This window comes from Pseudophaeobacter sp. 1A16562, from assembly GCF_041008785.1.
GTDB classification, from domain to species: domain Bacteria; phylum Pseudomonadota; class Alphaproteobacteria; order Rhodobacterales; family Rhodobacteraceae; genus Phycobacter; species Phycobacter gallaeciensis_A.
This window is the reverse complement of the sequence record NZ_JAXGFT010000003.1, coordinates 17,287-40,942: the sequence shown is the minus strand read 5'-3', so window position 1 is coordinate 40,942 and position 23,656 is coordinate 17,287. Positions and strand designations below refer to the sequence as shown.

The following is a 23,656-nucleotide window of genomic DNA, read 5'->3' as shown; positions in this document are numbered from 1 at the left end:
GCTCTTTATCCTTCCGTGCGGCCCTTGCCGCCCACCATTTCGCGCAAACCCTGCAATCGTTGCGCTTCCTCTACAACACGTTTGCTGAGTCCACCAGAGGCCAGCGCCGCATGTATCACAGTTTGACGCCCAAATGCCATCCCCAGCTCATCCGCAGAGAGGCAACCGATATAGTTCCCCCGGTGCGGCGTGCTCAGTTTCGACTTTCCACGCCCGGATCCGTCAGCCGCCTGAATCAGCACACTCGCCTCTTCCTTCAGCAGCCAATCCTTGACTTTTTCATAGCCGCCGACCGCATCACCCGACTTGCGGGCCAGGCTGATCAGATCAACGAGACGGCGCAGAACCTGCCGCTCCACCTCGTCTGCAAGGTCTTCGGGCACCTTCACCTGGGCCTTGAAGCCACGGGCGAAGAGTTTCTTCTTTACCGCCGTATCTAACGCAGAACGGCTGGCGGTCACATAAACACCCCGACCGGGGAGTTTACCGAACACATCCGCAACGACCTGCCCGTCGGGGCCCATCACGAACCGGATGAGACCCTGCTTGGGCTGGATCTCACCTGTTGCGATGCACTTTCGCTCCGGGCCGTCTGACCGGTCTTTTTCGGCGCCTCCGCGAGCCATTCAGCGTCTCCTTTCAGGAGCAGCGGGGATCAGACCCCGGCCCCTGTGTCAGCGGCTTCTTCGTCACCTTCGGCCTCGTCATCTTCCGAGACTTCCGGTTCCAGTTCGGCGGGATCAACCCAGCCCAGCAATACGCGGGCTGTCATGACCATATCCTGTGCCTCTTCCAGCGACATGCCGAAAGGTTCCAGAATACCGTCGTCCTTGATCCGTTCGCCGCCATCCGTGGTCCAGCCGCCGGCCAGTTCCCAGTCCGCGCAGGTGGCAAAGTCTTCCAGCGTCTTGATGCCGTCCTTTGCCAGTGCCTCAATCATCTGGGGTGTCAGACCGTCAAAGTCAATCAGGCTATCCTCTGCGCCCAGCGCACGGGCCGCATCAATCGCCGCCTTGGCCTTGGCTTCGAGGTAGTCACGGGCCCGGGCCTGCAGCTCTTCGGCGGTGCCTTCGTCAACACCATCGATGACCAGCAGTTCGTCCAGCTCCACATAGGCAACCTCTTCGAGGCTGGTGAACCCTTCGGAGACCAGCAGCTGGGCAAAGAATTCGTCCAGATCCAGAGTTTCCATGAACAGGCCGGTGCGCGCTTCGAATTCCTTCTGGCGACGCGCCGATTCCTCTTCCTCGGTCATGATGTCGATGTCGAGACCGGTCAACTGCGAGGCCAGACGCACGTTCTGACCACGGCGGCCGATGGCCAGGCTCAGCTGTTCCTCGGGGACCACGACTTCGATCTTGCCGGCTTCTTCGTCCAGAACCACTTTCGACACTTCGGCCGGCTGCAGCGCGTTAACGAGGAAGGTCGGCTGATCTTCGTTCCACGGGATGATGTCGATCTTTTCACCCTGCAGCTCGTTCACAACGGCCTGCACGCGGCTGCCGCGCATACCAACGCAGGCACCCACGGGGTCGATGGAACCGTCATAGGAAATCACGGCGATCTTGGCGCGCGAACCGGGGTCACGGGCCACGGCTTTGATCTCGATGATGCCGTCATAGATTTCCGGCACTTCCATCTTGAACAGCTCGGCCATGAATTCCGGCGCGGTACGGCTGAGGAAGATCTGCGGGCCGCGCGGTTCGCGGCGCACATCCTTGATGTAGCAGCGGATACGATCGTTCGGACGATAGCTTTCGCGGCCGATCTTCTCGTTGCGGCGCAGGATCGCTTCGCCAGCGCCCACATCGACGATGACGTTGCCGAATTCTTCGCGTTTGACCAGACCGTTGATGATGGTACCGGCGCGGTCCTTGAATTCTTCGTACTGGCGGTCACGCTCTGCTTCGCGGACCTTCTGCAGGATGACCTGCTTGGCCGATTGGGCCGCGATACGGCCCATTTCTACCGGCGGAACCTCTTCCACATAGGTGTCGCCCACCTTGGGATCAGCCATGTACTGCTTGGCCTGTTCGACGGTCATTTCCGACTGGTAGTTTTCCAGCTCTTCATCTTCGACGACCGAGCGGACGCGGGTAAAGGTGGCCTTGCCGGTCTTGCGGTCGATGGACACACGGATGTCCATTTCGCTGCCGTAGCGGCTTTTGGCCGCCCGGGCGAGGCTTTCTTCCATGGCTTCGACCACTAGGCCGGGGTCGATCATTTTCTCGCGCGCCACGGCTTCGGCGGTTTGCAACAGCTCAAGCTGGTTTGCAGAGGTGATGGCCATTACTTGTTCTCCTCTTCGGACCCTTCGGTCACCTCGCCCTCAAGGGGCGTATCTTCGATAACGTCGTCAAAAGCATCTTCGTTCAGCGTGCCAGCCGCCTTGCGCTGGCGCAGCATTTCCTTGATCAGATCGTCGGTCAGCACCAGCTTGGCATCGCTCAGCCAGTCGAATTTCAGACCGATGGTCACGGGCTCGCCATGTTCCTCGATATTGATCAGAACCTCGTCATCCTCGACACCGGCCAGCTCGCCCTTGAAGCGGCGACGACCGTCGATCAGTTCGGCGGTTTCCAGCTTGGCCTCATAGCCTTCGAACATGTCAAAGTCCTTGAGACGCGTCAGGGGGCGGTCGATGCCGGGGCTGGAGACCTCAAGCGCGTAGGCGTCAAGGATCGGATCCTCGACGTCCAGAACTGCGCTGACGGCATTCGAAATATCGGCACAATCATCAACTTCGATCCCGCCATCGGGTTTGTCGGCCATGATCTGCAGGGTTGTCGTCTTGCCGGACATCAGCCGGATACGGACCAGCTCATAGCCCAGATCCTCGATCACCGGGGTGATGATCTCGGCAAGGCGGCGGTCAATCGCGGCTTTGGCAATCAGGTCGTTGGTCATTCGGGTTCCAGCTGTCTTTCGGACACAAAAAAACGGGCGCGCGGCCCGTTGAAAATCCCGGTGGAGCCTTGGACCAGAGCCCAACGCGCCGCTGTTGTGAAAGGCATATACGCTTGATGGGGCGAATCTGCAAGGAGAAGTTCGAAACCGGGCCTGCGCCCCGGTCAGATCCGCCACCAGCGTTCGGCAATACGGCCATCATCCAGCGCCGCGCGGCGGCCCACGGTGCGGGGCATGCCCACATCGCTGCGCGCCGCCAGCGCCATGTCGCTGGCCGAAGGATGATACAGGAATCCGCCCTTTTCGATCAGCCCCTCTGGTGCAGGCAATGCGGCCACATCCACATAGCCATCACGCAGCGCCTCGGTCCGCACACGGGCATCCGGGATGACGATCACCTCGACCGTATCCACCCAGCCTGCCTGCCCGGCCTTGTAGTGATCGGCCAGTTTTGCAGCGCGGAAATGCCGCCCGTCCTGCGCCCGCTCGACGCGGTAGCAACCGGTGCCCACTGCCTGTGCCAGTGGCAGGTCCACCTGCCCCGCCGGAGCGATGACATGCGCCGCATCCGCCAGAAGATAAGGAAGATGGGGGTTTGCGGCCGTTAGCTGGATCTCAATGCGGTGTTCCGCGACCTGCTGCACCAAGGCAACCTCGGCGCCGTCGATACCGCGCCCGCTCAGCGAGGCAACCACATCCGCCGCCGTCATGGCCGCACCATCATGGAACCGCACGTCGCTGCGCAGATCAAAGGACCAGGTCCGGGCCGCGTCGCTGCTGTGCCATCCCTCGGCCAGCTCGCCCCGCAACACGCCATCGGGCGCGATCTCTGTCAGGGTGTCGAAGACGGCGCCACGCGCCACCTGCTCCATCAGCCCATCCTGACGCGGCACCGCAAGACGCAGCACCCCGCCCGCCCGCGGCGCAGCCGCCAATGACGTGCCCGTCGCCGCCAGCAAGGCAGCCGCAGCACCAGAGGTGAACAGCGCGCGGCGGTCGATACGGGTCATGGCAGCATCTCCTCGGCAATCCGGTCCATCGTGCGCACCAGTTCGGCACTGATTCCCGGCTCCGACAAGGCATGACCTGCATTGCGGATCATTTTCAACTCGGCATTTGGCCACAGCTCGTTCAGGCGCCAGGCCGAGGTTGGCGGGCAGATCATGTCGTAACGGCCCTGCACGATGATGCCCGGAATATGGGAAATCCGCCCCATATTGGCGAGGATCTGCCCATCGAAATCCAGAAAACCGCCATTGATGAAATAGTGGTTTTCCAGCCGGGCAAAGGCGCGGGCATAATCGCCGGGGCTTTCGCCGCCATGACCGTTAGAATGGACCGAGGCCAGGGCGTTCTCCCAGGATGACCAGGCACGACCGAATCGGATTTCCTCGTTCACATCGCCGGAAAATAGCCGCTTGTTATAAGCGGCGATCATATCGTGTCGCTCGTCATGCGGGACCAGCGCGACAAACCGCGCCCAGGTTTCCGGCCAGAACCGCCCGGCGCCGCCCCCGTAAAACCAGTCGAGTTCGCTTTGTGTCATCAGGAAGACACCGCGCAGGATGATGTGCTGCACGCGCTCCGGGTGCGTCTGCGCATAAATCAGCGCCAGCGTCGCCCCCCAGCTGCCACCGAACAATAGCCAGCTGTCGATCTCCAGCAGGCGGCGGATCTCCTCCATGTCGGCAACTAGGTGCCAGGTGGTGTTATCCTCGCAAGAGGCATGCGGGCGCGAGCGGCCGCAGCCGCGCTGATCAAAAAGAATCACCCGATAGATATTGGGATCGAAATAGCGCCGCATCGCCGGGCTGCTGCCGCCGCCGGGACCACCATGACAGACAATCACCGGAATGCCCTTGGGGTTACCCGATTGCTCAACATAAATGCTGTGGCCCTGCCCCACATCCAGCATACGCTGGTCGTAGGCATCGACCGGAGGATAAAGATACTGCACTGCGCGCTTTTGGTCCGAGTATTTGTCCATTACTGACCTAACTAGTCTGTTAGACACAAAAGAACACACGGAGACAGGAATGCAAGCGCCTCAGTCCACGGTAGACCCGTCCGAGATCGCCAAATTCGAAGCAATGGCCGCGGAGTGGTGGGATCCCAACGGCAAGTTCAAGCCGTTGCATATGCTGAATCCCTGTCGGCTTGACTACATCACCCAGCAGATCGCCGGGGAATTCGGCCGTGATCTGACGCAGCCGGAGCCATTCAGGGGCCTGCGCCTTCTCGACATTGGCTGCGGCGGCGGGTTGTTGTCGGAACCGATGGCGCGCCTTGGCGCCGAGGTCGTGGGGGCCGATGCCGCCGCCGGGAACCTGCCGGTGGCGCGGATTCATGCGGAACAATCCGGCCTTACCATCGATTACCGCCACACCACTGCCGAGGCCCTGGCCGAAGCCGGTGAACAGTTCGACGTGGTTCTCAACATGGAGGTGGTTGAACATGTGGCCGATCCGCTGAGCTATCTGACCGCAACGCGGGAGTTGCTGAAACCGGGTGGTTTGCAGATCTGTTCCACCATCAACCGCAATCCCAAAAGCTATGTCATGGCCATCTTTGGCGCCGAGGTGGTGATGCGCTGGCTGCCGCGTGGCACGCATGAATGGAACAAATTCATTACCCCGGACGAGCTGTTCGAGCTGCTGCGCAAGGCGGGGCTGGAGCCAGTCGACCGTAAGGGGTTCGTGTTCAACCCGGTGACCTGGGGCTGGTCGATTTCTCCGCGCGATCTTTCGGTCAACTACGTCACGGCCAGCACCAAACCCGCCGCGTAACAAGGTGGCGGATAACCGCCTCCTATCCTTTCGTATAGGAGACCTAATCCCTCTGCGTACTTGGCGTTTGACTCGATTTAGTATAAAACCGTCCGATCGGTTGGGTTTTAGTCTGACCGATACCGGGCCTTGGCCCTTAACAGAGTGAATGCTGTACCCGATGGCCTATCGGCGCAATGCGAAATGATCGCTGCCACCACTCACGCGGCCAGATGGGAAATTGAGGAAGGGATGCCCGTTACACGGCATCCCTTTCTTTTTGGGGCACAGGCAAACGCAAGGGCATGGAGGCCGCGCCGGGCGGCGCTTAGTCGTCTTCCAGCTTGCTGCGCAACTCCCGCAGGATCGGAAGTGCGGCACGCACACGCTCACCGCCCAGCTCATCCACCACTTCGGAAATCACCGGCACGATACTGGCCAGCGCCGCATCGCGGGCCTGCCGACCAGCGGGGCTGATCGCCACCATCTTGCGACGGGCATCGTCCCAGTCGGGGCGGATATGCACATAACCCGCCATCTCCAGCTTGTTCAGCGTATTGGTCATGGCACCGCGGGTGACGTGAAACGCCTTCGCCAGCTGCGCCGGAGAGCGTTCCAGCCCGGCCCGTGCCAGATGGTTCAGAACCGAAAAATGCGACAGTTCCATTCCCTTGGGCAGGGCCTTGCCCAGCCGCGAGCGCGCCAGCTGGTCGGCCATCAGGATTTCACTGAACAGCGAAACGGCCAGAGAATGTGATTCTTCCATCAGGGTCCGTCGAACTCTCGATCATGGGTCAGCGCAGGAACACGTTTGCGTGCTTCTGCCACTTTTTCCATATCAAGATCAACGCAGACAACCCCGGGATCGGTCCCGGCGTCCGCCAGAATCTCTCCCCAGGGCGCCACAACCAGAGAATGCCCGAATGTGCGGCGCGATGCGCCCCTGCTGGCTGGATGGGTCCCGGTCTGGGCAGGCGCCAGCACGTAGCATCCCGTCTCTATCGCGCGGGCCTGCAGCAGCGTGTGCCAATGGGCGGCGCCGGTCACATGGGAAAATGCTGCCGGAACCGTCAACACCTGCGCCCCGGCCTGCGCCAGCGTCCGGTGCAGATGGGGAAAGCGCACATCATAGCAGATGGTCATGCCGATCTTTGCAAACGGTGTCTCGGCCAGCACCGCGCGGGTGCCGGGGCGATAGCCATCCGATTCGCGGTAGGTTTCCTCAGGCGTGACCTCCACATCGAACATGTGGATCTTGTCATAGCGGGCGGCGATCCCGCCATCGGGGCCGATCAGGAACTGGCGATTAGCAAAGCGCCCATCCGCATCGTGGGTCTTGATGCCGAGCGAGCCGAGCACCAGCCAGACGCCCAGTTTCGCGGCCTCGTCGCGCAGGGCAGCCAGGGTCGGATCGTCTTCTTCGTGATGCAGGACGGCTTTCTGATGCGCGCGGCTGGTCGAAAGGCAATTGGTGACCTCGGGCGTCAGCACGAAACCGGCGCCCTCGGCCACCGCTGTGGCCATCATGGCGCGCACGCTGCCCAGATTCTCGGCTGGATCATCGCTTGAGGTCATCTGCAACAGGGCTGCGCGCATCAGGTGGGTCTCCGGTTTCAGGCGGACAGCAACTGATCCAGTTTGCCGGCCTGTTCAAGCGCGTAAAGCTCGTCACAACCGCCCACATGCGTGTCGCCGATAAAAATCTGCGGCACCGTGCGGCCCCCGTTCGCGCGCTGGATCATTTCAGGTTTGCGTTTCGGGTTCATCATAACGTCGACCTCGGAAAAGGTCACACCCTTCTGGTTCAAAAGCCGTTTTGCGGCGTGGCAAAAGCCGCACAGAGGCGAGGTGTAGATTTCCACCGGTTTCATGCAGGTCTCCAATATATTCGGGTTTTTGCGTTTGTGAGGGATATGGGGCCGCAATGCAATCTTTGCCAGAGGCCCCGGCAAAGCGGTCACGCATGCGTGACGCGGGCCAGAACGACGATCCGCACCTCTTCCGCACCAGCGCGCAGGCAGGCATCCGCGCAGGCCGACAGGGTCGCCCCGGAGGTCATAACATCATCCACCAACAAGACGTTGCGACCGCTCAGGGCAGGCGCCTTGCGCGGCGGCACCCCGATCACATCACCCAACAGCCGGAACCGTTCGCTCCGCGACCGCCCGTCCAATGACGGTGTTCTGCGGTGGCGGCGCAGCAGATCGGGGCAATATTGCAGCCCAGCGCGGCGTGCCAACGCCCTGGCCAGCACGGCGGACTGATTGTAACGGCGTTTCAGAAGTCGGCTCCAGTGCAGGGGCACCGGGCAGACCAGCGGACTATCCTGCAGCAAAGGTTCCGCCACCCGCGCCATCCAGGCCGCCGCCGGAGGAGCAATATCAAGCCGGTCCCCATGTTTCAGCGCCAGCACCAGCTCGCGCGCCTTACCGCCATAGACAAGCGCGGCACGGCCCTGGCTCCACGGGCGGGGCGTCGCCATGCAATCATCGCATTCGATGCGAAATCCGTCGCTCTCCCCGGGCAGGGGCACCCCGCAGCCTTCGCAAACCGTGCCGGAAATGAACTCCGTCTCGCGCCAGCAGGGACCGCACAGGCCCGCGTCCTGCCCGACCACCCCACCGCAGCCCAGACAGCGCGGCGGATAGATCAGTGAAACAGCGGTTTGAAACTGCGCCAACAGCATTTAAGTAGCCCCCCATGACGCAAAACACACAACACCAGCCACAGCTGTTTGACAGGCAGGCTTTGGCAGCGCATCGGGCTCGGCGGCAGCAAGAGGCCCTGTTCCTGCACCAGATGGCACGGGACGAGGTCGAAGATCGCCTCAGCATGGTTAACAGAACCTTTACCGCCCCTGCGGTGGTGTCTCCTTTTGCGGAGATTTGGGACGGTGCCCTTGGCGGTGCGACCTGCGTGGCCGACGATGAAGTTCTGGATCTGCAGCCCGGCGCCCATGACGTGGTGATCCATGCGATGGGCCTGCACTGGGCCAATGATCCGGTTGGCCAGCTGATCCAGTGCCGCCGCGCCCTGAAGGAAGACGGGTTGCTGCTGGCGGTGATGCTGGGCGGGCAGACATTGCAGGAGCTGCGCGTGGCGCTGGCCGGAGCAGAAACCGAGGTACTGGGCGGGTTGTCTCCGCGCATCGCCCCGATGGGCGAGGTCCGCGATCTGGGCGCCTTGCTGCAACGGGCCGGGTTCGCCCTGCCGGTGGCCGATGTGGTGCCGCTGACGGCGGAATACCGCGACCTGATGCATCTGATGCGCGAATTGCGGGCCATGGGAGAGACCAACGCCCTTACATCCCGCCTGAAACGCCCGGTCCCGCGCCGCCTGTTCCACCGTGCCGAAGAGATCTATCGCCAGCACTTCGAGACCGAGACCGGCCGCCTGCCCGCCAGTTTCGAACTCATCTGCCTGACCGGCTGGTCGCCCTCTGAAAGCCAGCAGAAACCGCTGCGCCCCGGCTCGGCCCAGATGCGGCTGGCGGATGCCCTGAAAGTGCCGGAAACCAAGCTGCCCGACTAGGCCCGCGCCACTGCGGACAATAGGCAAACGCGATGGCTGCACAAATTTGATCCGATTGGTCTTTGACCGCGTATGCCATTACTATTGCGCCGAAACACAAAGCCTCAACCGCACAGGACACATCAATGCTGGATTCGACCTCAACTGCAAAATGCCCTGTTCACGCTCCTGCCGACCATCCCAAGGTGCAGCCGGAAAAGGTGGGCATTCTGCTTGCGAACCTCGGCACCCCGGATGATTATAGCTACTGGCCCATGCGCCGCTATCTGAGCGAATTCCTGTCGGACAAGCGGGTGATCGACTACCCGTCGTGGAAATGGCAGCCGCTGCTGCAGCTGATCATCCTCACCAAACGCCCGTTCAGCTCGGGCGAGGCCTATAAATCCATCTGGAACCATGACAAGGGCGAAAGCCCGCTGATGACCATCACCAAGGACCAGACCGCCAAGATGGCAAAGGTCATGTCCGACCGGTATGGCGATCAGGTCATGGTCGATTTCTGCATGCGCTATGGCAACCCGTCGACCAAGTCCAAGGTCCGCGAAATGGTCAAGGCAGGCTGCCAGAAGATCCTGTTCGTGCCGCTCTATCCGCAATATGCCGGCGCCACATCGGGCACGGCGAATGACCAGTTCTTCCGCGCTCTGATGGAAGAAACCTGGCAACCTGCCGCCCGCACCATTCCTGCCTATTTCGATGAACCCGCCTATATCGATGCGCTGGCGCGTTCCGTTGAAGAGGCCTACGCCAAGGCGTCGAGTCGCCCCGATATCCTTGTCGTGTCCTACCACGGGATGCCGAAACGCTATCTGATGCAGGGCGATCCCTACCACTGCCAGTGCCAGAAAACGACGCGCCTTCTGAAGGAACGCCTTGGCTGGGATGACACCCAGATTACGACGACCTTCCAATCGGTCTTTGGCCCCGAGGAATGGCTGAAACCCTATACCGTCGACCACGTCGCCACGCTGGCCAAGGAAGGCAAAAAGAACATCGCCGTGATCGCCCCGGCCTTTTCCGCCGACTGCATCGAAACGCTCGAAGAGATCAACGAAGAGATCAAGGAAAGCTTTGAAGAGGCGGGTGGCGAGGACTTCCTCTATATCCCCTGCCTCAACGATGATGACGATCACATCGCCGCACTGGCCGGTGTCATCGAACAGAATTTGAAAGGCTGGGTGGACTAACGCCGCGCCCCGGTTCAAATAGGATCCAATATTGGGTTACCGCCGAAGCGGCGGATCGGGGGGTTTTATGACACAGGCGCATTGGGCGGCCGCATTTGCGGCACATTGGGGGATCGAGGCGGAGCTAACCCGCCTTGATGGCGAATACGATCTGAACTTTCTGGCGCTGGCGGCGGATGGCCCTGGCTATATCGTCAAGGCGATGCGCCCCGGCTGCCCGCAGGGTCTGGTCGATATGCAGGTGCAGGCCCTTGAGCATATCGCCAAGGCCGCACCGGACCTGCCCTGCCCGCGTGTAATCCGGGCCAGCAACGGCGCCGCAATGTGCGCGATTGCCGATGAAACCGGCGCCGAACGGCTGGTCTGGGTCATCAACCAACTGCCCGGCCGCTGCTACGCCAAGGCCGCACCGAAATCCGCCGACCTGATCCACGAGGTCGGCGCGGTGCTCGGCCAGACCGACGCGGCGCTGGCGGATTTTCAGCATCCGGGCCTTGAGCGGGATTTCAAATGGAACCTGATGCAGGCCGGGTGGATTGCCGATGATCTGGATTGCATTGCCGATCCGGCCCGCAGGGCCCTGCTGACCGATATTCATGGCGCCTTTGCCGAACTGGCACCCGACCTTGCCAAGCTGCCGCAGCAGGCAATCCACAATGATGCCAATGATTACAATATCATCGTATCGGGAGAACTCAGCGAACCGCGCCGGGTGTCCGGCCTCATCGACCTTGGCGATATGTGCAACGCGCCGCGCGTCTGCGATCTGGCGATCGCGGCCGCCTATATCGTTCTGGACCATCCCGACCCCGAGGCCGCGCTGGCTGCGCTGGTATCGGGCTATCATTCCGCCTGCCCACTGACCCCAGCGGAGGTAGACATGATCTGGCCGCTGTTGCGGGCACGGCTTGCGGTCTCAGTGGTGAACTCCACCTTGATGGCTGCAGAGAACCCCGATGATCCTTACGTGACCATCTCGCAGGCGCCTGCTTGGCGGTTCCTCGAAGGCTTTGACCTGAACGCCAAGCTGGTGAACGCCCGCCTGCGCGCCGCCTGCGGTCTGCCGGTGGTGGAGGGCGCCGATCGGGTGCTGGCCTGGCTTAATGCAGAACGCGGCAATTTTGCTCCCCTGATGGGCGCGGACCTGAGCGACGTGCCGATGGGGTCGCTCTCGGTCGAAAACGCCACCTGGCCGCAGAACCCGTTCGATATGCCGCTGGAAGAAGCCGCCCGCGTCGGCGAGGAATACGGCACCGGCATCTGGCTGGGCTATTACAACGAACCCCGGCTGATCTATACCGCGCCCGCCTTCCGCAAGGGGCGCTGGAAGGCCAGCAACCGGCGCACCGTGCATCTGGGCGTGGATGGCTTTGCCCCGGCGGGTGCGCCGCTTTATGCGCCGCTGGCGGGCGAGGTCTTCATCGTCGAGAACCGGGCGCATCATCTGGACTATGGCGGCACCATCATTCTGCGCCATGAGACACCGGCGGGAGACACCTTCTACACCCTTTACGGCCATCTGGATCCGGAGTGCTGCGACCGCCTGAAACCCGGCGATACCGTGGCCAAGGGCGAAGCCTTCTGCCGCTTGGGCGATCCCACCCAGAACGGCGGTTGGGCACCGCATGTGCATTTCCAGCTGGCGATGACCACCGACGGGATCGAGGCAGACTGGCCCGGTGTCGGTGACCCGGACGAGATGTACCTGTGGCACGCGATCTGCCCCAACCCGGCGGCGCTGATGAACCTGCCCGATGACAAGACCGGCTATCAGCCCACCGACAAGGGTGAAGTCCTGAAAGGGCGCCGCGCGCATTTCGGCGGCAATCTCAGCCTCACCTACTCCGATCCGGTGATGCTGCTGCGGGGCTGGAAACACCACCTGTTCGATGAATGGGGCCGACCCTATCTGGACGCCTATAACAACGTGCCGCACGTGGGCCACGCCCATCCGCGCATTCAGGCGGTGGCGGCGGATCAGCTGAAGCGGATGAACTCCAACACACGCTACCTGCACCCTGCGCAGGTCGCCTTTGCAGAGAAGGTGCTGTCGAAACTGCCAGCCCCTTTCGAGGTCTGTTTCTTCGTCAACTCCGGCACTGAGGCGAACGAGCTGGCCCTGCGGCTGGCCCGCGCCCATACCGGCGCCAAGGGCATGGTGACGCCAGACCACGGCTATCACGGCAACACCACCGGCGTGATCGACATCTCCGCCTACAAATTCAACGCCAAGGGCGGCGTCGGCCCAACGGACTGGGTGGAACTGGTCGAAGTCGCGGACGACTATCGCGGCAGCTTCAAACGCGACGATGCGAACCGAGCGCAGAAATTCGCGGACCTCGTCGATCCTGCGATTGCCAAGCTGAAGGACAAGGGACACGGGCTGGCCGGGTTTATCGCCGAAACCTTCCCCTCGGTCGGCGGGCAGATCATCCCGCCCAAGGGGTACCTGCCGGCGGTCTATGAAAAGGTCCGCGCCGCCGGGGGCATCTGCATCGCCGACGAAGTGCAGACCGGTCTGGGGCGGCTCGGGGACTATTACTTCGGGTTTGAACACCAGGGCGCGCTGCCCGATATCGTGGTGATGGGCAAGCCCATCGGTAACGGCCACCCGCTGGGTGTTCTTGTCACCACCCGCGCCATTGCCGACAGTTTCGCCAAGGGGCCGGAGTTCTTCTCGACCTTCGGCGGGTCGACCCTGTCCTGCCGCATCGGCAAGGAGGTGCTGGACATCGTCGATGACGAAGGGCTGCAACAGAACGCCAAGGCCATGGGCGACCAGCTGATGGCAGGACTGCGGCAGCTTGAGGCGAAACATGCCTGCGTCGGTGATGTGCGCGGCATGGGGCTGTTTCTGGGGCTGGAGCTGATCAACGCAGATGGCAGCGAGGCGACCGGGATCTGTTCATACGTCAAGAACCGCATGCGCGATCACCGCATCCTGATCGGCAGCGAAGGACCCAAGGATAACATCCTGAAGATTCGTCCGCCGCTGACCATCGACAGCGATGACGTGGAGATGATCGTGCAGACGCTCGATCTTATTCTGGATGAGGTCGCCGCCCTCTGAGGGCGGCCCCACCGGACACTCTGTTTCCGGCCAGCAGGCAATAAAAAAGGCGGTGGAAAACCACCGCCTTTTTAAATCTTGCAAGAAGCAATTAGTTGCTTGCGACAGCTGCGCCAACCAGGACCAGCAGCAGCAGCGGCAGCAGGATGCCGGAAGACGAGCTTTCGGCCTGCTCAACGATTACCGGTGCTTCGATAACGGGCTCTGCCAGGTTGCCAGCAGAAGCGGTGGAAGCGGCGGCAGTCAGAGCAGCTGCGATAACGAGTTTTTTCATGTTAACCTCCAGAATTCGCGTCGGACACAACAATGGCCTACGCACCCAAGACTTATCTCGTATTTTTTTCTAACCAAGTAACCCTCGGGAATGCAAATGCTTGTTTAAAAGGGCAGCCTTGCGCGTGCGGCAATGTCGTCAAATTAGCAACACTTGCGTGCCCACCTTGGTCAGCTGAAACAGCTGCGCGATGTGCTCGTTATAAAGCCCGATGCAGCCGTTCGACGATTTCCGCCCAATTTTGCGCGTATCGTGGGTCCCATGGATGCGGTAGAACTTCCAGCTGAGATACAAAGCATGTGATCCCAATGGGTTATCCGGTCCTGGCGGGATGTATTTTGGCCATTCAGGGTTCCGTTTCAGCATGTTCGGCGTCGGCGACCAGCTGGGGCCATCAACCTTGCGGATGACCGAAGTCCGACCCCGGCGGGTCAGGTCATCGGACAAGGGCACCGAAGAGGGGAACAATTTGTAGACCGATTCATCCTCTGACCAGTAATGCAGCGCCCGGCTGTCGATATCGACGAGAATCGCTCCTTTGCGCAGATTATCGAAATAGGGCCTCCAGTTTTTGGCGCGGAAGGCCGAGATATTGCGTTTGACCGGCGGTTCCGGCTCTGGCGGCGGGCGCAGGGGATCATAGGCAACATCCTCGTCCTGCGCGACACCTTCGGCGAGGGCCGGAGAGGACAGCAGCGCCGCCGACCCTGCCAGAAATTGGCGCCGGGACGGTTTATCAAACAGACTGTGGGTCATGGTCTTTCCCTGCAGGTAAACATCAAAATACTGGCGGTATATTATGGCTCTTAAGCCTCAGTCGCAAATCAAACCGCCGATTAAGGGTCCCGAATGGCCGACGCAGGTTTGCACCTGCGCCTCAGGAAGGCTAAGTGCAGGAACAATGAAACTGAGCGAGATGCATGATGACGCGTGTTTTCCTGATCCTGGCTGCTGCCTTCGTTACCCTTGCTGCGGCCTGCACTCCGGTCCCTCAGACGGGTGAGGGCGGCGGAACAGTCTACAGGATCCGCAATGCCGACAAAGTACAGATCCGTATGCTCGATTCGGTTAATGCGCTGCGCCAGGCGGCCTCTGCCCCGCAGGTCCAGCTGAATGCCCAGCTGAACGCCGCTGCCGCCACCCATTCGCGTGACATGTCAGTTCAGAACCGTCCCTGGCACTTCGGCTCAGACGGGTCCTCGCCGCTGGATCGCGTCGCCCGCACTGGCTACCCCGGCTCCATGCTGGGCGAGGCGATTTCGGAAACCTACGAGAACGAGCTTCAGACCCTGACCGCCTGGATGGAAGACCGCGGTACCCGCGCGGTGATTCTGGATCCCAAGGCCACCAACATGGGCTTTTCCTGGTACCAGGAACCCAACGGTAAGATCTGGTGGACGCTGGTGATGGGCAACTAAAAGCCCGCTCACCGGGCAGCTCTGCCCCAGGCTATCGGGACAGGCTGCGGCTTCTCGACGCCCTCAGGGGCGCAGGGAAATCAGGGTGCCGGTCTGAACCATGGCGTAGACCTCTTCGATCTCGTGGTTCTTGACGGCGATACAGCCTGCTGTCCAATCCTTGACCCGCGCCGCACGCTTGCGGTCCTTGTGGTCATTCGGCTCTCCGTGAATGAAGATCTCTCCACCCGGCTTTTTCCCCAGGGATTGAGCATGGGCGACATCCGCCGAGTTGGGATAAGAAATGCCCACCGACAGGTGAAAACTGCTGTTCGGGTTGCGACGGTCGATCAGATAGGTGCCTTCCGGCGTCTTACCGTCGCCTTCGACACGCTTGGCCCCGTCCGGCGCAAAGCCAAGATCGACCTCATATTCGCGCAACACATCCTCGTTGTTGAGAAGATACATTTTACGCGCGCCCTTGTTGACCACGATTGAGGTCACCTCGGGGCCTGAATAGCTTTTGAACTTGCTCTCAGCCTGGCTGCACCCTGCAACCATCGCACAAGAAACCGCTCCGAGCCCGAATAACCGCCTGTCCATTTTTGAACCTGTTTTTATTGACTGCCTGAGGCGCAGAATACCTGAAAATTTCCGAACTCGAAATCACTTCTTTGTCTGCTGATCCGCGGCCGCGCTGTCGGAAAGGCGCCGTTCGATGGCCTCCAGCCGCGCCAGAACCTCGTCCCGGTAGGCGCCAGTGCGCTGGTCGTCTTCTTCGGAATGGGCATCCTGCATGGAGTTCACAATAAGACCCACCAGAAGGTTTACCACGGCAAAGGTCGTGACCATGATAAAGGGCACGAAGAAGGCCCAGGCATAGGGGTAGACCTCCATCACCGGGCGCACGATTCCCATCGACCAGCTTTCCAGCGTCATGATCTGGAACAGGGAATAGGCGCTGAGGCCAAGATCACCGAACCATTCTGGGAAACTATGACCGAACAGTTTGGTCGCCATCACCGCGCCAATATAGAAAATGATCGCCATCAGCAGGAACACCGAGCCCATCCCCGGCAACGCGGTAATGAAACCCTCCACCACGCGGCGCAGGCGGGGGGCTACCGAGATGACCCGCAAAACCCGCAGGATCCTGAGCGCCCGCAGCACCGACAGCCCCTGTGCCCCCGGCACCAGCGCGATACCGACGATGACGAAATCAAAAACGTTCCAGCCGCTGACAAAGAACCGCAGCCGCGCCACCAAAAGCTTGGCCAGAATCTCGGCAACGAAAATGGACAGGCACAGGTAGTCGATGAAATGGATGATCGGACCGATCCGCTCCATGATCCCGGCCGAGGTCTCCATCCCTAGCGTGACCGCGTTGATCAGGATGACCGTCGTCACGAACCGGCTGAACCGGTGACTGTCCAGGATCTTGCGAAGGGTCTGCATCACGCTCATCAATCCCGTCTGTTGGGTGCCTGTCAGCTGTCCAGCGTGAAACTGGCAGCCAGTTCGGTATGGGCGGACCAGCGGAACTGGTCAACCACCTGGACCCAGTTCAGACGATAGCCCGCAGCGACCAGCGTCTTTGCGTCGCGGGCAAAGGTCACCGGGTTGCAGGAAACATAGGCAATGACCGGCGTGCGGGCCTGTGCCAGCTGGGCAATCTGCGCCTCGCCACCCGCGCGGGGCGGGTCGATGACCGCAGCGTCGAAATGGGCGCCAAAGGGGTTCAGATCCTCAGGCAGCAGCGGATTGCGGAACAGATCGCGGACTTCGGAGGTGATCTTTTTCAGCCCCTGCGCCCGGCGCCAACCCGCATCCAGCGCGGCAATCATGTCCCGCTCGCCCTCGACTGCGTGAACTTCGGCATCCTGCGCCAGCGGCAGGGCAAAAGTGCCGCATCCCGCAAAAAGGTCGACAAGGCGTTTGGCGCCTTTGGTGATTTCCTGAACGGCGGACAGCAGCGCCGCCTCGCCATCTTTGGTGGCTTGCAGAAACGATCCCGGCGGCGGGCAGACGCGGGCGGGACCAAAAGCCTGCACCGGGGGCTGCTCCATCAGCACCTGCTCATCCCCCCAGGTCAGTCGGGCCACGCCGTTCTGACCGGCGATGCGCGCTAGTTCCAGCCGCAGGGAGCCATCCAGGGGCTTGCCCTCCCGCACCATCACGTCCAGCCCGACCTCGGATGTGGTCAGCGTGACAGAAAGGGGCGCCTTGCGGCTGGCCCCGGCCATGGCGAGTTCCTCGGCCAATGGAATGGCCCGGATCAACGCCGGATCCAGCAGCTGGCAATCCGGAATCGGGGTGATCACATCCGATGCACGCCCGTGAAACCCGGCCATCGCGCCCTTCTTGGTGCGGCGCACGGTCAGGGTGGCGCGGCGGCGGCTGCGCGACGGCGAGGTATGGATGGGGCGGAATTCGGTCTCAAGCCCCTGCGCCCGCAGCGCGGTTTTCACCACCTCGACCTTCCAATCGGCGACAAAGGCATCGCTGGCGTGCTGCAACTGGCAGCCACCACAGGATTTATAGTGTCGGCACGGCGCCTGCACGCGGGTTTCGGAGGGCGTTTCGATCCGCACTTCGGTCAGCTGGCTGCCGCTGACTATGCCGCTGACCACCTCTCCCGGAAGGGTGCGGGGGGCGAACAAGGGGCCTTCGGCGACCCCGTTGCCCTGTTGGCCAAGACGGGTGATCGTAGCTGTGGTTCTGGCTGCATCTGTCATGCAGCGTAGATAGCCTGCGCAGACCCCGCGCAAAAGAGCCAAACGGCACGGGGCGGGCAAAGCCTCCTGCGCCGGTGGCTATTCGGCAGCTTCGGTCGAGTCTTCGTCGGTGCAGATAAATCCGCCGGACTGACGTGCCCAGAACTGCGCATAACGCCCGCCCTGCGCCAGAAGATCCTCGTGGCTGCCCACCTCAACCATCTGGCCCTGATCCATCACGATGATCCGGTCCATTTCGCTGAGCGTGGACAGGCGGTGGGCAATGGCCAAAACCGTCTTGCCCTCCATCACCCGCTCCAGCGCTGTCTGGATCGAGGCTTCGACCTCGGAATCCAGCGCCGAGGTTGCCTCGTCCAGAACCAAGATCGGCGCATCCTTCAGGATCGCGCGGGCCAGGGCGATGCGCTGCCGCTGACCGCCGGACAGTTTGACGCCACGCTCGCCCAGATGCGCCTCATAGCCCTCGCGCCCCTGACCGTCCGCAAGGTCCTGAATGAATTCATGCGCCTCGGCCTTTTCTGCGGCCGCGATCAGCTCTGCCTCGCTGGCATCGGGGCGACCATACAGGATATTGTCGCGGGCGGAACGATTGAACATGGCAGTTTCCTGCGTGACCATGCCGATCTGCCGCCGCAGGCTGTCCTGGGTGACGCCAGTGATGTCCTGCCCATCGATCAGAACGCGCCCCTCTTCGGCATCGTAAAGCCGCAAGAGCAGCGACACCAATGTCGACTTCCCGGCGCCTGAAGCCCCGACAATGCCCAGTTTCTCCCCCGGTTTGATGGTCAGGTCGATGCTGCGCACGCCGCCGATATTGCGGCCATAGGAGAAACTGACGTGATCGAAATGCACCTGTCCCTCGCGCACCACCAGATCGCAGGCATCTTCGGAATCGGTGATGCGGTCGAACCGGGCCAGCGTCTTGATGCCGTTCTCCACCTCGCCCACGTTGGCGTAAATCCCCATCAGCGCAAAGCTGAGCCAGCCGGTCATCTGTGCCAGCCGGATCGCGATGGTGCCCGCCGCCACGATATCGCCTTCGCTGGCCTGTCCGCCCTGCCACAGGAGCAACGATGCACCGATCATCATCACCGGAAGAACACCGGCGCAGCCCATCAGGCAGAAGCGGAAGCTCGCCGACAGGGTGCCAAGATGCAGCCTTGCATCGCGGTAGCCCGCCATGGCATCCTTGGCGCTTTCTTCCTCGTTACCAGCATGGGCGAAAAGCTTCACCGTCTTGATATTGGTGATCGTGTCGACCACCTGCCCCGACACCATGGCCCGCGCCCCGGCCATCTTACCCGAGCGTTCGCGGACGCGCGGTAGGAACCAGCGGATCAGGCTGAAATAGCCGATGAGCCAGATCGCAAACAGCCCGGTAATCCGCCAATCGATCGACCCCAGAAGGGCAAAGGTACTGATCAGCGCCGCAAGGCCAAAGATCACTACATTGATCCCCTCGACCGCGACCTGGGTCATGGCATTGGCGGTCTGCATCTGCTTTTGCGCAATGCGCCCGGCAAAATCATCGTCGAAATAGCTGACCGACTGGCCCAGAACCCAAGTGTTGATCCGCGACAGGATCAGCGGCGAAATGAAAGGCTGCACCAGCACCGCATTGGCAAAAGCGCCGAGCCCCAGAATTGCGGGGCGAAACAGCAGGAAGAAGGCCGCAAAGGCCACCACCACCAGCATATGTTCGGCAAAGAAGGCCTGCGGCCCGGCATCAACCGCCGTGTCGATGATGAATCCCAGAAGAAAAGCGTTGAGCGTATCCATACCGCCGGCCATCACCGACAGGATCGTGAACAGCCCCAACACCGGCCAGGCCCCCGCCAGCGCCCAGCGCGCAAAGGCCACAAGCGTTTCCGGCGGCGGCCCTGCGGCAGGCCGGAACGGATTGAAACGCCGGTCGAGAAAGGATTTCAGCATTGTTCTTCTGCCTCTGCGTTCAGAAAGCCACCCGATTGGCGTGCCCAGAATTGTGCATATAGGCCGCCCTGCTGCAAAAGCGCGTCATGGCTGCCCTGTTCGGCAATCCGTCCCTGATCCAGCACCAGAATACGGTCCATCTGGGCGATGGTGGAAAGGCGGTGGGCGATGGCAATCACCGTCTTGCCCTCCATCATGCCATAAAGGGTCTCCTGAATGGCGGCTTCGACCTCGGAATCGAGCGCCGAGGTTGCCTCGTCCAGTAACAGAATCGGTGCGTCCTTCAGAATGACCCGCGCCAGGGTGATCCGCTGACGTTGCCCCCCAGAGAGTTTCACGCCGCGCTCGCCCACATGGGCGTCATATCCTGTGCGCCCCTGCGGGTCCTCCAGATCCAGAATGAACTCCTGCGCCTGGGCCTGCCGGGCGGCGGCGAGCATCTCTTCCTCGCTGGCATCAGGACGGCCATAGAGCAGATTGTCCCGCACCGACCGATGCAGCAGCGCGCTGTCCTGCTGCACCATGCCGATATTCTGGCGCAGGCTGTCTTGCGTCACCTGCCGGATGTCCTGCCCATCGATCAGAATTTGCCCCCGGTCCGGATCGTAGAACCGAAGCAAAAGCTTCACGAGCGTCGATTTGCCCGCACCAGAGCGCCCGATCAGGCCGATCTTCTCACCCGGTTTGATGGTCAGGCTGATGCTGTCCAGCCCACCCGCCTCGCGGCCATAATGGTGCGACAGATCCCGCAGCTCGATCTCTCCCGCGCTCAGTTGCAAAGGCTGCGCTTCAGGCTGATCGACCAGCGTGATCGGCTGAGCAATCGTACGCATCCCCTCGGCCACCACGCCCAGCTGGCGGAAAAACGATGTCAGCGCCCACATGATCCAGCCGGTCATCGCGTTGAGCCGCAGCGTCAGCGCGGTGGCCGCCGCCACCACCCCGACCGAGGCCGCGCCCTGCATCCACAACAGGAAGGCCCAGCCGACGACGCCAACGATCAGCAACCCGTTCAGCATGACCAGAACCCCATCCATCACGGTGAAGATCCGCATCTCGTCCTGAAAGGTGGTGCGCGCGTCCTCGATCGCCTCTTTGGCATAGGAAAGCTCACGATCGTCATGGGCGAACATCTTGACCGAGTGGATATTGGAATAGCTGTCCACCACCCGCCCCGTCACGGTGGAGCGCGCATCGGAGGCCGCTTCGCTGGCCGGGCCCACGCGCCGCACGGTCCAGCGCACCAGCAGCGCATAAAGCGCGAACCAGATCGCCAGCGGCAGCATCAGCCGCGCGTCGGCGGCAAAAAGCAGCACCGCAGCCCCCACCAGATAGGCCAGTGAAAAGGTGATCGCGTCAAAGACCTGAAACACCACCTCTCCGGCGGCCGGGGGCGTCTGCATGATCCGGTTGGCGATGCGGCCGGCAAAATCGTTTTCGAACCAGCTGACCGATTGGCGCAGCACATGCCGGTGCGCCCGCCAGCGGATGAGCGTGCCGAAATTGGGTAGAATCGCATTGTTCAGCAGCAGCACATCCACCAGCTGCAGGGCGGGCCGCAGGAATAGGATCAAAAGGGCGACGACGATCAGCTCAGTGCCGTGATCCTGCCAGACCTGAGCGGGCGTTCCCCCCAGCAGATCAACCACCCTGCCCATGTAATAGATCAGCCCGATCTCGATGGCAGCCACCACCACCGACATCATCGCCGTCAACACAAAGACGCGTTTGAAGGGCTGGGCATAGTCGCGCAGAAACGGCCAGAGCTGCGTCGGGGGCACGTCTTTTTCGGGATAGTCACAATAGGGATCAATGAGGTTTTCAAAGAAACGAAACATGGGCGGGTGCTCCAATCACTTGAGCAAATTATGGAATGCGGACATGCGTCAGATGGGTGCCGTCAAGGCCCCCTGACAAACGGGTGGTATCGGCGTTAGCTGTACCAGATCCCGTAATACATGAGCATTCCTCCCGGTGCCTGTCGTCCACGACTGCCCAATGGATAATCACCCATCCTGCCTTTGTCACCCCGTTTGTCTCAGCTTGCGACTCCGCGGGGGGAGGATCAGCCGTTCAGCCGTGCCAGCAATGCCGCGCGATCAAGGGAAAACCCCGAGGCGATCCAATCCGATTCCAGCTGTTTCAACGCCGCGCCCAGCGCCGCACCACTAAGGTCTGGCATCAGGTCCCGCGCCGCCACCGGGCAGGTCTGGGCGCTGCCGTGATCCGCTGCCGACAGCGCGTCCGGCGCCAGGGGCTCTTCCAACAGCGCCGCACGCAGGAGCAGCGCATCACGCCCCTGTTCCGCGCCTAGCCGGTAGCCCAGCTCACCCGCGCCCAGGGTGCCGGTCGCAGCCTCATAAAGACGCTCCAGCCTGCGCGCCTGATCCTTGCTGAGCCGGAGCGATTCTTGCAGGTCTGCGCCGCCACTGATCGCAGCCAGCCGCCGGATCGGATCGGCAGGCAGCCCAGCCTCGCCCTCAAGATGGACAAGCGGCGCCAGAGCGCGATCATCCGCCCCCGGCAGGATCTGTCCCAGAACCCCGGTCTGGCGCATCACCGCCACCTCAGGCGCCGGATCCGGCGCGCCGAGCAGCTTCAGCAGTTCGGCCCCCACCCGTTCGCGCGACAATTTTCCCAGCCCGTCGAGGTTAGCCGCAATCGCAGCAAGCGCATCGGGGTCAAAGCCTGCAGCCTGATCGCCATACCAGGCATGGAATCGGAAATAGCGTAGCGAGCGCAGGTAATCCTCGCGGATGCGGTGGTCTGCTGTGCCGATAAACCGGATGCGCCGGGCCTGAAGGTCGGGCATCCCGCCCAAAGGATCGACAATGCTGCCGTCTGGGCGCGCATAAAGCGCGTTCACGGTAAAATCCCGGCGCGCGGCGTCCTCGGCGATATCGGTGGAAAAGGCAACGACGGCGCGGCGGCCATCGGTGTCCACATCCTTGCGAAAGGTGGTGATCTCATGCGGGATACCGCCCTTGATCAGCGTCACGGTGCCATGGTCGATGCCGGTCGGAACGGCGCGGATCCCGGCCTGTTCGGCCAGCGCCAGCACGGTGTCCGGCGGTACGTCCGTAGCGATATCAAGATCGGAAACTGGCACCCCCAGCAGTGCATTGCGCACGCATCCGCCCACGAACAATGCCTGCGCGCCCGCCTCTGTCAGCGCGGCGCAGACGGCCTGCGTCTCGAGCGCATGCAGCCAGGGTTGGTCGATCCGCATCAGCTCTGCATCCGGTCTGCAAACTGGCGCAACATCCGCGCGGTGGCCCCCCAGATGTAATAGGGACCATAGGGCACAGTGTAATACCGCCGCCGCGTACCCCGCCAGCGGCGCGATTCGATGATGTAATTGGCCGGATCCAGAACATGAGAGAGCGGCACCGAGAAGACCTCGGCCACCTCGCCCGCCTCGGGGCGGATGTCAAACTCTGACCTCAGCAGTGCCACCACCGGCGTGACGGTGAAACTGGTGACCGTTTCATGGGTCGGCAGCGCGCCCAGAACCTCGGGCAGATCCTGCGGCAGACCGATCTCCTCCCAGGCTTCGCGCAGGGCAGTATGAGTGACATCCCTATCGCCCTCGTCCACCTTGCCGCCCGGAAAGGCGATCTGCCCCGGGTGGTGTTTGAGCGCAGAAGACCGTTTTGTCAGGATGACCCGCGGGGCACCTGAGGCCAATGAGATCGGCACCAGAACGCCGGCCGGGCGCAGCCTGCGCGCCTGCGGCAGGGACATCTCCGGATTGAGGTCAAAATCCGAGGACCCCGCATCCGGGCCGCTTTGCACGGCCATGGAAAGGCGCTGTTTCAGGTCCTCGGGAGTGTCATACATATTGTCGGTCGCTCAGCT

At 62.0% G+C, this 23,656-nt stretch carries 23 protein-coding genes; 5 read left to right on the top strand and 18 right to left on the bottom strand.

The window, feature by feature from the left end; translation table 11 throughout:
- Positions 1-5: 5 nt before the first annotated feature.
- The 5 genes from SM764_RS04635 to pip form a co-directional block, all read right to left on the bottom strand.
- Positions 6-626 carry an RNA-binding protein gene (locus tag SM764_RS04635; protein ID WP_274831714.1) on the bottom strand — a complete coding sequence of 207 codons (621 nt, stop codon included), beginning with the start codon at positions 624-626 and terminating at the stop codon, positions 6-8.
- 29 nt (positions 627-655) lie between these two features.
- Positions 656-2,290 (bottom strand): transcription termination factor NusA, encoded by a 1,635-nt coding sequence (nusA, locus tag SM764_RS04630; protein WP_065272078.1) that lies wholly within the window; start codon positions 2,288-2,290, stop codon positions 656-658.
- The gene (rimP, locus tag SM764_RS04625) at positions 2,290-2,907 is read right to left on the bottom strand and encodes a ribosome maturation factor RimP (protein WP_065272077.1); all 618 of its coding nucleotides are present in this window, start codon (positions 2,905-2,907) and stop codon (positions 2,290-2,292) included. Before rimP ends, nusA begins: the two co-directional genes overlap by 1 nt.
- A gap of 164 nt (positions 2,908-3,071) precedes the next feature.
- Complete coding sequence (locus SM764_RS04620) at positions 3,072-3,917, bottom strand: ABC transporter substrate-binding protein (RefSeq protein ID WP_369001161.1); 846 nt, start codon at positions 3,915-3,917, stop codon at positions 3,072-3,074.
- The gene (pip, locus tag SM764_RS04615) at positions 3,914-4,894 is read right to left on the bottom strand and encodes a prolyl aminopeptidase (RefSeq protein ID WP_065272074.1); all 981 of its coding nucleotides are present in this window, start codon (positions 4,892-4,894) and stop codon (positions 3,914-3,916) included. Before pip ends, SM764_RS04620 begins: the two co-directional genes overlap by 4 nt.
- A gap of 49 nt (positions 4,895-4,943) precedes the next feature.
- Between pip and ubiG the strand changes: the two genes are divergently transcribed.
- Positions 4,944-5,693: a bifunctional 2-polyprenyl-6-hydroxyphenol methylase/3-demethylubiquinol 3-O-methyltransferase UbiG gene (gene ubiG / locus SM764_RS04610; RefSeq protein ID WP_274836062.1), complete on the top strand. Its 750-nt coding sequence runs from the start codon at positions 4,944-4,946 to the stop codon at positions 5,691-5,693.
- 307 nt (positions 5,694-6,000) lie between these two features.
- Here ubiG and SM764_RS04605 read toward each other — a convergent pair whose 3' ends face one another.
- The 4 genes from SM764_RS04605 to SM764_RS04590 all read right to left on the bottom strand — a co-directional run bounded on the left by SM764_RS04605 (position 6,001) and on the right by SM764_RS04590 (position 8,358).
- Positions 6,001-6,438, bottom strand: coding sequence for a MarR family winged helix-turn-helix transcriptional regulator (locus SM764_RS04605; RefSeq protein WP_368948572.1), 438 nt, complete (start codon positions 6,436-6,438; stop codon positions 6,001-6,003).
- Positions 6,438-7,268: a carbon-nitrogen hydrolase family protein gene (locus SM764_RS04600; RefSeq protein ID WP_369001160.1), complete on the bottom strand. Its 831-nt coding sequence runs from the start codon at positions 7,266-7,268 to the stop codon at positions 6,438-6,440. Before SM764_RS04600 ends, SM764_RS04605 begins: the two co-directional genes overlap by 1 nt.
- Positions 7,269-7,285: 17 nt before the next feature.
- On the bottom strand, positions 7,286-7,543 hold the full coding sequence (gene grxC, locus SM764_RS04595; RefSeq protein ID WP_065273656.1) for a glutaredoxin 3: 258 nt from the start codon (positions 7,541-7,543) through the stop codon (positions 7,286-7,288).
- 86 nt (positions 7,544-7,629) lie between these two features.
- Entirely contained in the window at positions 7,630-8,358 is a 729-nt protein-coding gene (locus tag SM764_RS04590) for a double zinc ribbon domain-containing protein (RefSeq protein WP_369001159.1), read from the bottom strand.
- 14 nt (positions 8,359-8,372) lie between these two features.
- Here SM764_RS04590 and SM764_RS04585 point away from each other — a divergent pair, with 14 nt between their 5' ends.
- The 3 genes from SM764_RS04585 (at position 8,373) to SM764_RS04575 (ending at position 13,460) form a co-directional block, all read left to right on the top strand.
- Complete coding sequence (locus SM764_RS04585) at positions 8,373-9,203, top strand: methyltransferase domain-containing protein (protein ID WP_347510422.1); 831 nt, start codon at positions 8,373-8,375, stop codon at positions 9,201-9,203.
- A 125-nt stretch (positions 9,204-9,328) separates the two neighbouring features.
- Positions 9,329-10,390, top strand: coding sequence for a ferrochelatase (gene hemH, locus SM764_RS04580; RefSeq protein ID WP_369001158.1), 1,062 nt, complete (start codon positions 9,329-9,331; stop codon positions 10,388-10,390).
- 67 nt (positions 10,391-10,457) lie between these two features.
- Positions 10,458-13,460, top strand: coding sequence for an aminotransferase class III-fold pyridoxal phosphate-dependent enzyme (locus SM764_RS04575; RefSeq protein ID WP_369001157.1), 3,003 nt, complete (start codon positions 10,458-10,460; stop codon positions 13,458-13,460).
- Positions 13,461-13,551: 91 nt separating this feature from the next.
- Here the strand turns inward: SM764_RS04575 and SM764_RS04570 are convergent, their stop codons facing one another.
- Both SM764_RS04570 and SM764_RS04565 read right to left on the bottom strand, forming a co-directional pair.
- Positions 13,552-13,734 carry a hypothetical protein gene (locus SM764_RS04570; RefSeq protein ID WP_065272066.1) on the bottom strand — a complete coding sequence of 61 codons (183 nt, stop codon included), beginning with the start codon at positions 13,732-13,734 and terminating at the stop codon, positions 13,552-13,554.
- A gap of 138 nt (positions 13,735-13,872) precedes the next feature.
- On the bottom strand, positions 13,873-14,490 hold the full coding sequence (locus SM764_RS04565; RefSeq protein WP_065272065.1) for a L,D-transpeptidase: 618 nt from the start codon (positions 14,488-14,490) through the stop codon (positions 13,873-13,875).
- 167 nt (positions 14,491-14,657) lie between these two features.
- On the opposite strand from SM764_RS04565, the gene dalA reads away from it, so the two are divergent.
- Positions 14,658-15,152, top strand: a complete 495-nt coding sequence (dalA, locus tag SM764_RS04560) for a divisome-associated lipoprotein DalA (RefSeq protein WP_065273655.1) — start codon at positions 14,658-14,660, stop codon at positions 15,150-15,152.
- 63 nt (positions 15,153-15,215) lie between these two features.
- On the opposite strand, the gene SM764_RS04555 is transcribed toward dalA, so the two are convergent.
- The 7 genes from SM764_RS04555 to SM764_RS04525 all read right to left on the bottom strand — a co-directional run bounded on the left by SM764_RS04555 (position 15,216) and on the right by SM764_RS04525 (position 23,599).
- Positions 15,216-15,734, bottom strand: a complete 519-nt coding sequence (locus SM764_RS04555; protein ID WP_065272064.1) for a L,D-transpeptidase family protein — start codon at positions 15,732-15,734, stop codon at positions 15,216-15,218.
- 63 nt (positions 15,735-15,797) lie between these two features.
- A complete protein-coding gene (locus SM764_RS04550) occupies positions 15,798-16,595 on the bottom strand; it encodes an ion transporter (protein WP_065273654.1) in 798 nt (265 codons plus the stop codon).
- 23 nt (positions 16,596-16,618) lie between these two features.
- Positions 16,619-17,866, bottom strand: coding sequence for a class I SAM-dependent RNA methyltransferase (locus tag SM764_RS04545; RefSeq protein WP_369001156.1), 1,248 nt, complete (start codon positions 17,864-17,866; stop codon positions 16,619-16,621).
- A gap of 78 nt (positions 17,867-17,944) precedes the next feature.
- On the bottom strand, positions 17,945-19,798 hold the full coding sequence (locus tag SM764_RS04540; RefSeq protein ID WP_369001155.1) for an ABC transporter ATP-binding protein: 1,854 nt from the start codon (positions 19,796-19,798) through the stop codon (positions 17,945-17,947).
- Positions 19,792-21,636, bottom strand: coding sequence for an ABC transporter ATP-binding protein (locus SM764_RS04535; protein ID WP_369001154.1), 1,845 nt, complete (start codon positions 21,634-21,636; stop codon positions 19,792-19,794). The genes SM764_RS04540 and SM764_RS04535 overlap by 7 nt, the downstream gene beginning before the upstream one ends.
- A 227-nt stretch (positions 21,637-21,863) precedes the next feature.
- Positions 21,864-23,027, bottom strand: coding sequence for a CCA tRNA nucleotidyltransferase (locus tag SM764_RS04530; protein ID WP_369001153.1), 1,164 nt, complete (start codon positions 23,025-23,027; stop codon positions 21,864-21,866).
- Positions 23,027-23,599, bottom strand: coding sequence for a CoA pyrophosphatase (locus SM764_RS04525; protein WP_490363069.1), 573 nt, complete (start codon positions 23,597-23,599; stop codon positions 23,027-23,029). The genes SM764_RS04530 and SM764_RS04525 overlap by 1 nt, the downstream gene beginning before the upstream one ends.
- Between the last annotated feature and the right edge of the window lie 57 nt (positions 23,600-23,656).